The organism is Amycolatopsis sp. NPDC051758 (assembly GCF_044453095.1).
In the GTDB taxonomy this organism is placed as follows: Bacteria; Actinomycetota; Actinomycetes; order Mycobacteriales; family Pseudonocardiaceae; genus Amycolatopsis.
In genome coordinates, this window is record NZ_JBITCJ010000019.1 from 50,587 (window position 1) to 63,064 (window position 12,478).

General features: G+C 67.8%; 13 protein-coding genes. 6 read left to right on the forward strand and 7 right to left on the reverse strand.

From position 1 onward, the window contains the following. The gene (gene ehuB / locus ACIA5G_RS49700; RefSeq protein WP_395936824.1) at positions 1-906 is read right to left on the reverse strand and encodes an ectoine/hydroxyectoine ABC transporter substrate-binding protein EhuB; all 906 of its coding nucleotides are present in this window, start codon (positions 904-906) and stop codon (positions 1-3) included. Between the two features lie 302 nt (positions 907-1,208). Here ehuB and ACIA5G_RS49705 point away from each other — a divergent pair, with 302 nt between their 5' ends. Next, on the forward strand, positions 1,209-1,847 hold the full coding sequence (locus tag ACIA5G_RS49705) for a DUF4232 domain-containing protein (protein ID WP_395936826.1): 639 nt from the start codon (positions 1,209-1,211) through the stop codon (positions 1,845-1,847). A 35-nt stretch (positions 1,848-1,882) separates the two neighbouring features. After that, complete coding sequence (locus ACIA5G_RS49710; protein ID WP_395936828.1) at positions 1,883-2,125, forward strand: YrhK family protein; 243 nt, start codon at positions 1,883-1,885, stop codon at positions 2,123-2,125. Between the two features lie 96 nt (positions 2,126-2,221). On the opposite strand, the gene ACIA5G_RS49715 is transcribed toward ACIA5G_RS49710, so the two are convergent. Next, positions 2,222-2,659 carry a hypothetical protein gene (locus tag ACIA5G_RS49715; protein ID WP_395936830.1) on the reverse strand — a complete coding sequence of 146 codons (438 nt, stop codon included), beginning with the start codon at positions 2,657-2,659 and terminating at the stop codon, positions 2,222-2,224. A gap of 429 nt (positions 2,660-3,088) precedes the next feature. Between ACIA5G_RS49715 and ACIA5G_RS49720 the strand changes: the two genes are divergently transcribed. Both ACIA5G_RS49720 and ACIA5G_RS49725 read left to right on the forward strand, forming a co-directional pair. After that, positions 3,089-4,867 carry a DUF1996 domain-containing protein gene (locus ACIA5G_RS49720; RefSeq protein ID WP_395936832.1) on the forward strand — a complete coding sequence of 593 codons (1,779 nt, stop codon included), beginning with the start codon at positions 3,089-3,091 and terminating at the stop codon, positions 4,865-4,867. A gap of 100 nt (positions 4,868-4,967) precedes the next feature. Further along, positions 4,968-5,627, forward strand: a complete 660-nt coding sequence (locus ACIA5G_RS49725; RefSeq protein ID WP_395936834.1) for a DUF4142 domain-containing protein — start codon at positions 4,968-4,970, stop codon at positions 5,625-5,627. Positions 5,628-5,828: 201 nt separating this feature from the next. Here ACIA5G_RS49725 and ACIA5G_RS49730 read toward each other — a convergent pair whose 3' ends face one another. The 3 genes from ACIA5G_RS49730 to ACIA5G_RS49740 all read right to left on the reverse strand — a co-directional run bounded on the left by ACIA5G_RS49730 (position 5,829) and on the right by ACIA5G_RS49740 (position 7,587). Then, entirely contained in the window at positions 5,829-6,161 is a 333-nt protein-coding gene (locus ACIA5G_RS49730; protein WP_395936836.1) for a hypothetical protein, read from the reverse strand. 135 nt (positions 6,162-6,296) lie between these two features. Continuing rightward, the gene (locus ACIA5G_RS49735; protein ID WP_395936838.1) at positions 6,297-7,169 is read right to left on the reverse strand and encodes a cytochrome c biogenesis CcdA family protein; all 873 of its coding nucleotides are present in this window, start codon (positions 7,167-7,169) and stop codon (positions 6,297-6,299) included. A gap of 1 nt (position 7,170) precedes the next feature. Continuing rightward, positions 7,171-7,587 (reverse strand): redoxin family protein, encoded by a 417-nt coding sequence (locus tag ACIA5G_RS49740; protein ID WP_395936840.1) that lies wholly within the window; start codon positions 7,585-7,587, stop codon positions 7,171-7,173. 432 nt (positions 7,588-8,019) lie between these two features. On the opposite strand from ACIA5G_RS49740, the gene ACIA5G_RS49745 reads away from it, so the two are divergent. Further along, positions 8,020-8,745, forward strand: coding sequence for an MIP/aquaporin family protein (locus ACIA5G_RS49745; RefSeq protein ID WP_395936842.1), 726 nt, complete (start codon positions 8,020-8,022; stop codon positions 8,743-8,745). A gap of 6 nt (positions 8,746-8,751) precedes the next feature. Further along, positions 8,752-8,988: a hypothetical protein gene (locus tag ACIA5G_RS49750; RefSeq protein ID WP_395936844.1), complete on the forward strand. Its 237-nt coding sequence runs from the start codon at positions 8,752-8,754 to the stop codon at positions 8,986-8,988. A 261-nt stretch (positions 8,989-9,249) separates the two neighbouring features. Here ACIA5G_RS49750 and ACIA5G_RS49755 read toward each other — a convergent pair whose 3' ends face one another. Both ACIA5G_RS49755 and ACIA5G_RS49760 read right to left on the reverse strand, forming a co-directional pair. Continuing rightward, entirely contained in the window at positions 9,250-9,480 is a 231-nt protein-coding gene (locus ACIA5G_RS49755) for a hypothetical protein (RefSeq protein WP_395936846.1), read from the reverse strand. A 468-nt stretch (positions 9,481-9,948) separates the two neighbouring features. Then, entirely contained in the window at positions 9,949-11,229 is a 1,281-nt protein-coding gene (locus ACIA5G_RS49760; RefSeq protein WP_395936934.1) for a sigma-70 family RNA polymerase sigma factor, read from the reverse strand. Between the last annotated feature and the right edge of the window lie 1,249 nt (positions 11,230-12,478).

The window sequence follows — 12,478 nt, forward strand, 5'->3', positions numbered from 1 at the left end:
TCACGCGGTGCACAGCTTCTCGGTCGTGACGTCCGGCTTCGGCAGGTTGCTCTCGTCGAACCCGAACGGCGACGCGATCTTCACCCACTCGCCGCTGTCGTGGAGCTTCTTCAGCTCGGCGTCGAACGCGACGCGCAGCGTGTCGTCCTCCTTGCGGAAGACGAAACCACCGGCCGACACCACCGGCTTCCCGCCGTCCGACGGCACGAACCCCGGCGTGACCTCGACCGCGGCGGCGGGATTCTGCTTGACCAGCCACTTCAGCGAGATGTCGGTGAGCGCGGCGGCGTAGACCCGGCCGTCGGCGACCGCGCGCAGCATGTTGTCCTGCGTGTCGAGCGTCTGGATCTGGTCCTCGGCCACCCCGGCCCCGGTGAGGTAACCCTTTTCGACCGCGGCGGAGAGCACCGCCACCTTGACCTTCTTCGCAGCCACGTCCTCGAGCCTCAGCACGCCCTGCGGATTTCCCTTGGGCACGAGCAACGCCGTGAGCGCCGAGTAGTCGGGCGCCGAGAAGTCCGCTGCTTGGCAGCGCTTTCCGGTGATGTTCATGCCCGCGGCGACGACGTCGAACTGCTTCGCAGTGAGCGCGGGGATGAGCTGATCGAACGGGACCACGCTGGCCTGGACGCCGTCGATGCCCAGCGCCTTGAACGCGGCGCGAGCGACTTCCGGCGCTTCGCCGGTCGTCTTCCCCGAGCTGTCGGCGAATCCGTATGGCGCTTCGTTCGCGATGCCGATCCTGATCGTCTTGGCGTCCTTGGCCGCTTGCAACGCATCCTTGCCATCGCCGGCACCACCGGTGCTCTCGCAAGCCGATAACGCCGCGGCCCCACCGAGCACGACCGCCGTGGTGAGCGCCGTCCGCCGCAGCATGTCACGGCGAGTCCATCCCTCGTGCGTCATTCGCACCCCTTCACGATCCGAGTGGCCACGAACCTAGGCGCGAATTTCCGCCGCCACAAAGAAAACGGCGGATGCTGTTACTCGAACGTGACGACTGACCGCGAGGTAACCCCTCAGTATCAAAGAGATCCGAACTAGCCCACCTGACGATCACCTTACGATCTGCGCCCCGAATTGTAAGAGAGCTGTCAGGTCGCGCGACGCATCTCGCGTCGCGGCCCGGGTACTCCTTCTTCGTGGCCAGCGAACGAGAACGCGGCCCACCAGCAGCACGGACGCGAGCGTCACAAGGAGGAAAACTGGTGTTCGAGCACAAAACTTCACGACTGTTCCCCTTCCTCGCCGCATCTGTCGGCGCTCTGGGGTTGGCCGGGTGCGGTAGCAGCGAACCGGCCGCTGCTGCTCCGAGCGCGTCGTCGCCACCACCGACGACGGCCTCACCGACTTACACCGTGACCGCAACCACAGCCGAATCCACCTCGCCGCCACCATCGACCTCCGCCGCGCCGAACAGCGACGAGCTGTGCGGCGCAGGCGACGTCAAGTTGACGCTCGGAGAAGGAGACGCAGCCGCGGGATCGGCCTATCGTCCCCTGCTGATCACGAACACGAAGGCGGATCCGTGCACCGTGCAAGGTTTTCCCGGAGTGTCCTATGTGGCTGGTGATGACGGTCACCAGGTGGGCGCGGCGGCCTACCGCAGCGGCACGAAGGGCGACCCGGTCCAGCTGCACCCGGGGCAGACCGCGGCGGCTGTCATCCAGTTCGTCAACGTGCACAACTACCCCGACGACATCTGCCGGCCGACTCCCGTGCGCGGCCTGCGCATCTACCTGCCGCAGGAGACCGATTCGAACTTCGTGCCCATGCCGGGAACCGGCTGTGCGAACCGCGACCTTCCCGGCAACCAGCTCGCCGTCAAGACTGTCCACCCGGCCTGACCCGGACAACCTTCGAAGGAGTTCTCGGAGTAATCATGATCAAGGCGTTCGTCCGCGAGTTCCCCACCGTGCACCTGGTCATCGGAGTGATCGGCAACCTCGTCTTCTTCGTCGGCAGCGTCCTGTTCATCTGGCAGGCCACGGAACTGCTCGCGATCTGGCTGTTCATCGCCGGGTCTTTCGGCATGCTGCTCGGCGCCATCGGCCAGGCGCTGTACCTGCGCGAACGGCACCGGCTCAACGGCGCGCCCGGCCGACAGCAAGATCGCCTCCACTGAAGCGCAACCCCATTGCCCGAAGTCGGCACTCGACGGTCGCGACGGATGATCCACCGGCGACGATCACGCCCGACGGCACGCGGCCCACCTGCCGGGTCACTGGTCGTGCTCCCTGTGCCGGCGGGCTCGGAACACCGCCGCAGCGCCGACCGCCCACGCGACCAGCACGACGGTTCCCACCAGTACGTCGCCCGCCCGGGTCGCGGAGGCGACGGCGTCGCGCCCGAGCGCGAACGGGGCCGCGAGCAGCCACGCTCCCGCGACAAGCTGCACCGGGCGCCACACCTTCACCGACGCCGGCTCGACGAGCGGAGCGGCACCACTGATGGCGAGGACGGCACCGGCACAAAGGTCACTCCACAGGCCCGCGACTCGCTGGTCGAACACATACGGCGACAGCACGAGCCAAACCCCGGCCAGGAACGCCGTGGCGTGGGTGGCGGCGAACACCACGCTGTGCCGCGCCGTCACCCCACCGTCACCGGCTTCGCGCGGCACACCGCGCTGGCCCGTTCCAGGGCTCCGTGCACCCATAGTCCGCCTGGCTCCCTCCCGGTCCGCACATATCCACGCTGGTCGAGGCCAGCTTTCCGCATCCGGCAGGCGGCGCACCTGACGATCACCTTGCGATCCGGGTGGCAGCCGAGCTCAGACTTCACGCTCCACCGGGATACACGGACGCCGGTTCACCAAGGTTCACCACATTTCCGAAGTATTTCGCACACCTTCCGAGCCCTGGACAACTCGAAGCGGACAAGCGACGATTGCCGCCACAACCACCACGGAGATCCATTCCCCGAGAAACAAAACTCTCCGTCGTGGTTAGCGCTAACAAGTATTGCGCTGCTCCCACCGATGTCGGGTCAGTGGGCGCCCCGCCCCTTCAATTCCCCAGGCAGTACGGCACATCTGCGGCGATACCTCCCTGCCCTTTTGCCGTTGCCCCGAACAACGGAGTCACTCATGCCCGGAAACACGGGAAAGCACCGCATCTCCCGACGAACCAAGATCGCGACCGGCGCCCTCGCGCTCGCCATGGCAGCCGGTGGCATCGTGGTGGCGACCACGTTCGGCGAACCGGGCAAGGCCAGCGCCGACGAAGCCGACCCCGCCCTCTACATCGACATTCTCAAGGTCGCCACGAACAACGCCGAGCCCGCGAACTCCCGCGGCGCGTCCACCGGCACCTTCACCGTCGACTGCGGCCGCAACGAGAACGGGCACTTCAACCCCGACAACTTCGTCGCCCAGCCCGGCATCCGCAACGGCGCCCAGCACCTGCACGACTACGTCGGCAACCTCTCCTCCAACGCGGACTCGAACAACAAGAGCCTCGAAGCCGCCGGGACTACCTGCAAGAACGGGGACAAGTCCGCCTACTTCTGGCCGGTGGTCCGCATCGACACCGGCGACAAGGAGAAGAACCCGCCGGCGAAGTCCCCCGACGGCGACCGCAACCAGGCGGCCCAGGCCGCCGGTACCCCGGTGATCACCTGCCCGGACGTGGCCAGCAAGCTGCCCGACGTCCCCGACTCGGCGATGGCCGAGGTCAACCGCAACCTCGACCTGCTCGACACCCAGATCGACGAAGCCAACAAACGGCTGGTCAGCACCCAGGGCCAGGGCGGCCCGAACTTCGTCCAGAACGCCATCCTCGGCCCGCTCAAGGACAAACGCGTCGCCACCATCGACCGCATGGCCATCGCCATCGGCCGCACCGCCGCCAAGCCCCAAGGCCTCGACGCCCTGGCGGGCTGCAAGCTGCGTGAGCAGGCCGGCAGTGGCGGCAGCGGGGTGAGCAACGGCGGCGGCGCTCCCGCCGGCGCGGCCCAGCAGAACATCACTTGCCCGGACGTCGCGAGCAAACTGCCCGCCGTCCCGGCCTCGGCCAAGGCCGAAGTGGACCGGAACCTGCAGCTACTGAACACGCAGCTCCAGGAGGCGAACCAGCGGCTCGTCAGCACCCGGGGCCAAGGCGGTCCCAACTTCGTCCAGAACGCCATCCTCGGCCCGCTCAAGGACAAACGCGTCGCCACCATCGACCGCATGGCCATCGCCATCGGCCGCACGGCCACCAAACCCCAGGGCCTCGACGCACTCGCCCCTTGCACGCTCGGCGCCCAGGCCGGAAATGGCGGGACCGGGCAGGACAACGGCGGGGCCGCCCAGCCGCTGCCCGGCGCGGACGCCAACAACGAGCTGCCCGACAACGACGGTGCGATCCAGCGCCCGGCGAAGGCCGGCATCACCTTCCGCGGCAACCCGGCCGGCCAGGTCGTCGCGATGCCGAAGTTCCTGCGCGCCCTGACCGGCGACGCCAAGCCGTCCATCAACGGCACGAAGAACACCCGGGCGGCGTGGACCTGCACCGGCTTCGAGAACCGGCTGACCGACAAGTACCCGATCTGCCCCGACGGCAGCAAGGTCGAACGGATCCACACCTTCCCCAGCTGCTGGGACGGCAAGAACACCGACAGCGCCAACCACCGCACGCACATCGTCTTCCCGGACAAGGCCGGCCGGTGCGCGCCGGGCTTCACGGCGGTGCCGCAGCTGCGGATCACCCTCGTCTACGACATCCCGCACGACATCCAGGTCAAGAAGCAGTACAAAGTGGACTCCTTCCCCGACGAGAACCACAACCCGCTGTCCGACCACGACGACTTCGCCAACGTCATGTCCCAACGCCTCATGAACCAGGTCGTCAACTGCATCAACCGCAACAAGACCTGCACCGCCTGACCCGCACGCCGGACCGGGCGCCCGCCGTCACTCCCGTCCCCACGGCGGGCGCCCTCCCCGAACGACCGTCCGAAAGGGAATCATGTCGAGTCACCGTGGCATGAAAAGCAGCACGAAGGCCCGCGCGATCATCGCCGGTGTGGTCGCCGCCACCGCACTCGGCGTGGGCTCCGTGGCGATCGCGACCAGCGGTACCGACCAGGCGAGCCAGGCTCCGTCCGGAGCGCACGCCGGCGCCGCCCCGGAAGCAGCGCCGCCCAGTGGGAACAGCGGACCGCTCACGGACGTGGACAAGACTTTCCTGGTGAAGGTCCGGCAAGCCGGGCTGTGGGAGATCCCCGCCGGCCGGCTCGCGCAGACCCACGCCAGCAGCGAGGCTGTCAAGCGGGCGGGCATGCACCTGCTCGACGGTCACTCGCTCCTGGACCAGCTCGTCCGCGAAGACGCGGCCATCACCGGCGTGCAGCTCCCCGACCAGGCCACCCCCGAGCAGCAAGGCTGGGACCGCCAGCTGACGGAGGCGCAGGGGTTGCAGTTCGACCAGCTCTTCGTCAGCCTGCTCCGGTCATCCCACGGCAAGATCTTCGCCACCATCGCCGAAGTGCGCGCGAGTACCCAGAACGACCTCGTCCGGCGCCTGGCCCGCCAGGCCAGCCTGACCGTCATGGACCACATGGAAGTCCTCGAAGACACCGGCCTGGTCACGCAGCAGACCCTCGACGAAGTCGGCGCAGCCGTTGCACCCCGTCCCGCGAAGTAGACCCGCAAGAGCGACTGGGCACTCGCAGAAGGCCGAATCGCGCAGCTCGGTGGTCAACCGGCTCGTATCCCGTCGTAGCCCTGCTCGCCGTGGCCCTCGGCCCTGCATGACGCCCGCCACTCCGGCTTCTCAGCTGTCAGCGCACCTCTGATGATCGATGCGCCGGGCCAACCGGAAGGACCTGACGGTGCGCAAGGCTCCTCATCGGACACCGCAGAAGTCCCGCTTTCTGAGGCGCCGGCCAGGGTGAACGCTCTCTCCGACGAGTGCCGTCGGCGCAATGCCGTCGTCGCCGCGTATCCCCTGCAGGGCAAGCACACCACGACCACGGTCGCCGTCCGCGAGGGCAAGACGCTGATCACCGACCGCCAGTTCCTCGAGACCCACGAGCATCTCGGCGGCGCCTACGTCCTCGACTGCCGGTCGTCGGGCAGCCGTGCCTGCCCGCTCAACCACGGCCAGCCAGCCTTCGGCCGCTGGTCCCGCATACGACCGGCTGGTCAACGCGCCGTTCCACCCGACATGACCGACCACGACGTCAGTCCTGTGGCTGGAGGCACCTTTGCGCGGAGATGGTGCCGGGGTGGATCCGTGGTAAGCCGGGCCGGTCCACGAAATCGTGGGCGCCGACGTGGTTGTCAACGACGTGGCAAGGCAATTGCGGTGGGCCTACGCCGATATGTCGTCCGAGGACACTCGCGAACGTCGGCGAATACGCAGGCGGGCAAGCAGAACACCGACGCCCACAAGTACCACGAGACCCATCACCAACGGCACCGGCCCGGCTTGCTCCACCCACTCCGCGAGCACTGCCTGCGCCTTTCCGGCGCCATCCACGATCGGGTCCTCCGCCGAGCTATCAGCGTGGAACAGACGCAGTTCATACACCCCGTAGTAGCCGATGTAGAGGCCGGCCAGTACCAGGATCGCGCCGCCGATGCGGTTGACATGCGGCAGAACGCGCCGCACCCACGTGGTGACCGCGGTGCTTGCCAGGGCGACCGACACCGCCAGAACACCGACCACAAGAGCCATCCCCAGCCCGTACACCAGATACGCCGCAATACCGGCGACCACCGAACCACTGCGGAACGTCTGACTGGTCACAGCCAGGAACGGCCCGATCGTGCAGGACAGCGACACCACAGCATAGGCAAGACCGTAGCCGAACATCGACTTCAGCCCGGCGGTCGGCGCGCCCTTGCGAGGTTTCGGGACGAGCAGTGTGATCTGTTTACCCGCCAGCATCCACACGCCGAGCCCCACCATGACGACACCGACCACTACGGTCACCGCCGGCAGGTATTCCTGCACCGAGGTGCCCAGTGGCGCCACGACCAGGCCGAACGCGCCGAACACGGTCAGGAAACCCAGTGCCATCAGGCCGGTAACGGCCAGCGCCCGCCACACCGCGGCCATCGTGGCACGCGACTCCCCCGCGACTGCCAGCGTCAAATAGGCGGGCAGCATCGCGAATCCGCACGGATTGACCGCAGCGACCATGCCCGCTGCCAGCGCGAAACCAAAGATGTCGAGGTTCATCTCAGGCGGCGGTCAGCGCGGTGACCCGGTCGGTCAGCGCGGATTCGGACAGTTGCTGCTTGACCACGTCGACCTTTCCATCCGGGCTGATGAACGCGTACGCGGGCTGTTGGGTAACCCCGAACCGGGTCCAGATCGCTGCATCCAGATCGGCCAGATGGGTGAAGCCACTGACCTTGTAGTCGGTGATGAACTTCTGCATCGCGGGCAGCGCGTCCTGGGCAGCGACCCCGACAAAGGTGACCTTGCCGGTGGCCGCCCGCGCCGCAGCCGCCACCCTCGGTGCCTCCGCACGGCACTTCGGGCACCACGGAGCCCAGAACCACAGCACGACCTTCTTCCCGGCCAGGCTCTCGCCCGAGAAGCTCTGCCCGTCCACGGTCTGCGCAGTGAACTTCAAACGGTCGGACACCGGCACGGACGCGCTCGTGGATGTGGCCCTCGGCGCGCTGGTCGTCGTCCCGGGTGCGGTCGAGCTCGTGGGCGCGCCGCACGCGGCGAGCGGGATTGTGAGAACCACGGCCAGCAGAGCTCGTGCGGTTCGACGGCGGAACATCGGCGACCTCCTTGGGCTGTGGGCGTCGATCCTTGCGCACCGGCCGCGTCGAAGGGCCGCCCGGCACATTACGGAGTTGTGACGGACCGGACCGAACGAGTCCGCGTCGTCACTACCGACTGTCGACGCAGCTTGCGGACGGTTCCCGGCCAGCGAGCAGCGTTGCCGTGTAAGGGATCCGTAAGGCTTTTCACGAGGTTCGGCGGTATGCCGCGATATCGGCCCGCGGCAGGTTGGAGACACAAGCACGTCATCGGGCCACGTTGCGGCCCCGGCAAGGGAGGACTCCTCACTGTGCACGTCGCACTGGTTCGCCGTCTGTTCGCGGAGCTGGCCGGCACCGCAATCTTGTGCACATTCGGTATCGGCGCAGCCGTGGCGGTCACTGCCGCCTCGGCCGGCGGCGGAGGGTTGCTGATCGTCGCGCTGGCGCACGGTCTCGCGCTCGCCGTGGCCATCTACGCCTTCGGCGCGACATCCGGCGGCCATTTCAATCCCACGGTCACCCTCGCCCTGGCCGCGCGCGGCAAGTTCGCCTGGCGCGAGGTTCCTGGTTACCTGGTGGCTCAGCTTCTTGGCGGATTCCTCGCCGCGGTACTGGTCTACGCGGCGTACACGAGCACCGCGCTCGACGCCGGCCTCGGCGCGACGTCCTTCGGGCCGAGCGTTTCCTTTGCACAGGCCATGCTCGCCGAAGCCGTAGGTGCCTTCATCCTCGTCATCGCCGTGTTCGCGCTGGCCGTCTCGCCGGACGCACCACGAGGCGTGCACGGGTTCGGCATCGGCTTGGCGTTGGCGACCCAGATCATGGTGTTCGGACCGCTCACCGGCGCATCAGTCAATCTGGCCCGCACCCTCGGCCCAGACGTCGTGCTGTCCCTGGCCGGCCGGAACGTGCCCTGGTCCCAACTGGCCGCATACCTCGTCGCACCCCTCGTGGGTGGCCTGGCCGCGGCGTTCCTGCACGATCTCGTGACACGTCGTGCATCAGCGAAGACCGTGACCACGAAACAGGTATGACACGCCATGGCCCACAACCCGCCGCCCGCAACCCCGCCGTCGCAGTCAAGGGCGCACCTCGAAGCACACCTGATCTGCGCACGCACCTGCCAAGCAGCGGCGCAAGGCTGGCTGATCGACGGCATATCCATCACCTTCTCGAGTCACCGACTGGCTGAAGGTGAACACCTGAGCGTCCAACCTGGCCAGGACAGCGCGGTCGAGCTGCCTTCGGCTGGTTTCGTCATCAGCGTGGAAACCTGAACCGGCTCGGCCGCCGAAGTCCAGTCGGCTTGCCGCGTGGATCTGCCGGACGGTCTCGACCCACGCGTAGTGCACCAGAGCAAATCACGAACCGGTCCGTTATTGTTCCGTTACAAACTATTTGTCGCAGAAGACCGGCAGACCTGGCGATCGATTTTGCGTCGGCGACGTCATTCCCATGGCCAAGCAAATAGACACACGTCTTACAGCAAGCCCCTCCGCTGACTGCCGCCACGTCGAGGACTCTTGCGACAGCGGCGGTCACTGATCAGAGTCGGCGCACCATTCCGAGGACTTATCCCCCGGCGAATCCTCACCAGCGGCCAGCTCGGTGAACAGTATTTCCTCGACCTGAGCAGCAGCGCGAGAACATCGCCGCCAAAGCCCGCCGAACACTTCGACCGCGGCGGCGGCTGCCACGCTGACCCCGACAAGCACACCCGAGCCGCCTGCCATCGCGAGGACAGCCACCGCCAGCAGCAGACCCGACATCAGCCGCCAACGCGGCCACCTGCGAGCGTGCCGACCTCGGTACGTCAGCGCCCCGAGCAACGGGTGGTGTGCGTTCATCCCGACAGTCCTCCTGCCTACGCAAGCGACACACCGGCCACCCGTTGGGTAGCCGACCAGGCATGACCAACTGTCGTCACGCACTATCCGATCAGGTCGAGATTTCGGCCAATTGAGTTACCTTCCACACCGAAGATCAACACTGTGGTGTGACAACCGTCACCACAGAGCGCAACCGGAGGCGTGGAAGCATGCTTGAGGTAGCAACGCCGTGACCTCTTCGTTTCCAGCCTTTGCCCTCCGTAGGTCTCGAAACAGCGTGCCGAGGTCACAGACGACAAACGAACCAGCGCCCCGCTGATCATGGCGTGACCGGGGCGGGTTCGGACTTCGACTGCGCCGCGGGCCGTGACTGCCGGCTTTCACAGCGGCTCACGCCGAGGGCCAAGATCACCCCGTGGGGTCCTTGGTCCCCGAGGCCTTGTCCGCCTTCTTCGACTCCTTGGCCGCTTGCTTCGACTCCTTGGCCGCCTGCCTCGACTCTTTCGCGGCCTGCTTGGACTCCTTCGCCGCTTGCTTGTCTTCCGGGGGCGTCCCGGTGTCCGGTGCGGCTCCGGACGCCCCTTCCGCAGCCGGCTCACCGGCCGGGACGCCCGGCACCGACATGAGCTGCGGGTCCGGTGGGCCCGGCGTGACCTCGGCCGTACCGGCCGGCGCTGCCTGTGCCCCCGTGCCCGGCTCGGCGGGGCCGGTCTGCACAGGGCGGGTCATCGTGCCCCCGCCGCCGGACAGCGGCGACGGAGCTTCCCCGGACGTGCTCGCGCCGATCGTCACCGTCGTGACCAGCGCCGCCCCCGCGGCGGCCACCTTCGCGGCGGTCGCCCAGGACAGGACGGACGCACCCGTGCCCGCACCAGAGGAGGCGAAAGACCCCGTCGTGGTCAGCCAGTGCGTGACGACCGGGACGCCCAGGATGAGCGGGGCCACCGAGCCGGACAGTTCCTCGTTGAGCTCCCGCAGGCCGGCAGCCAGCTTGCGGCACCGCGCGCAGCGATCGAGGTGGCCGGCGATCCGATGCGCTTTGAGGTCGGAGATGTCGTCACGCACCCAGCGCGCCAGCTGACCGGAGATGTTCTTGCAGCCGCGCCGCCGCGCCTCGGGAACGTGCTGGTCAAGATAGGCCTGGCGCAAGCCCTCCCGGGCACGGCAGGCCAGCGCCGCCACTGCGTTCGGCGTCATCCCGAGATCCTCCGCGATCTTCGCGGGCGACTGTCCGACGATCTCGGTCCGCCACAGCACCGACCGCCACCGCTCGGGCAGGCTCGCGAACGCCTCCGCCGCGACGTTGGCAAGCATCCGATCGCCGACCGGCTCGTCGCTCCCCGCACCCGGCGCCTCGGCCACCACCGACACCGCCGAATCACGCCGACGCCGGCTGATCATCGTGTTCCGGATCGTCGTCAGCAGATACGGCCGGAAATCCCCGTCCGGCCCCGCACCGGAACGCAGAATCCGCAACACGCGGGTGAACCCCTCCGCGATCAGATCCTCCCGCTCCGCCCGATCCGCCGCGATCAAAGCGGCGTCGCTCGCGACGTCCGTCATGCCGACCACTACCGGCGCCAATTCGGTCACCACACCTCCTCGCCCGTGCGGCTGCACGTGCAGAACGTCACAGGATAGTGCTCGAAAGGGAGGTCGCACGCAAGGTCCGACGCGTAACGCGGTCACGGTGCGCAACGGAGATTTCCGCCCGGACACCCACCGAGGCTGCTCACGTCAGGGCGCCCCAGGGCGCGCCAACCGTCGGTACCAAGGGGTGGCGTCCGGGTGTGGTCAGTCGCCGCGCCGGACGGCCTCCAGCATCGCGATCGCGTCGCGCGTCTGCGGGACGTCGTGCACCCGCGTGATGTCGACGCCAGCCGACCGTGGCCAGTGACACGGCCAGCGCAACTCGACGGCGCGGCCGGTGACCGCGCCAAAGAACGCTTTGCGGCCGCCCAGAGCAGAACCCGCACGCCCAGGGCACACAGCTCCGGCAAGGCACGCAGCAGCCGCAAGTTGTCCTTGACGCCTTCACCGAAGCCGGTTCCCGGGTCGACCCCACCCCGTCACCAGGGCCTGATCCAGCGTAAACGCGCGGGCGCTCGTCTCGGTCTTCGGCGGGCACACAACAGTGCGGCCGCCTCGGTCCGGCAATGGTGCAACAGCTGCACGACCCCGGCATCGAGGTCGAGATCGCACCAGCGAAGCCCGGCCGCCTCTCCGCGCCGCAAGCCGAGCAACGCGACCGCCGGATACCGCACACATCGGGTGGCCGCGCGCATGCTCGAGGAACTCGGCCGTCTGCCGGGCCATCCACGGCCACCGGCGACGGTCTGGCGCATTTCCAGCCAGATGTCCAACCACCACCCCACGGTCACCGCGCTCCGCCCGGGGAGCACAACAGCCCTGAACAGATAAGCCCGCGCCTGCTCCGCAGCCGCACGAGGTCGGAATCCGCCACGACGCACCCGACGCCGCCGGCCATCCCGGCCACACGGCAGCTCCAGCGAGAAATACCACGCCAATGCCCCCGCTCCACCAACCGGGGACACCGGGAATCTGGCTCGCCGCCGACTCCCCGCGCCTTACGACCACACGGCTTGTACACCGTCGCTCGCCTCATCACGACCTTCTCGCCGATCCAATCGTCGCCGTGACCGACGAGAACAGCGTCAACGTGACCGGAGATACGGTGAACTGACCGATCGGCAGGCGCCACCCACATGATGCGTTCGTGTATTCACTCCGAACGTAGTTGCGCGCAGGCGTCAGTCATCTCATCTGGACGCGGCCACTACTGCGCTATCCCCTGGTGGCTGGAGGGACCAGCCGGATCTGATGCCGGGTCTCCCGACCCCTCAACCTTCATGCTGCGCCGCGAAGCCGAACGGCACGAGGTGGCCGTCCAAGCAGACCGACCTGGCCACCGCGCTCG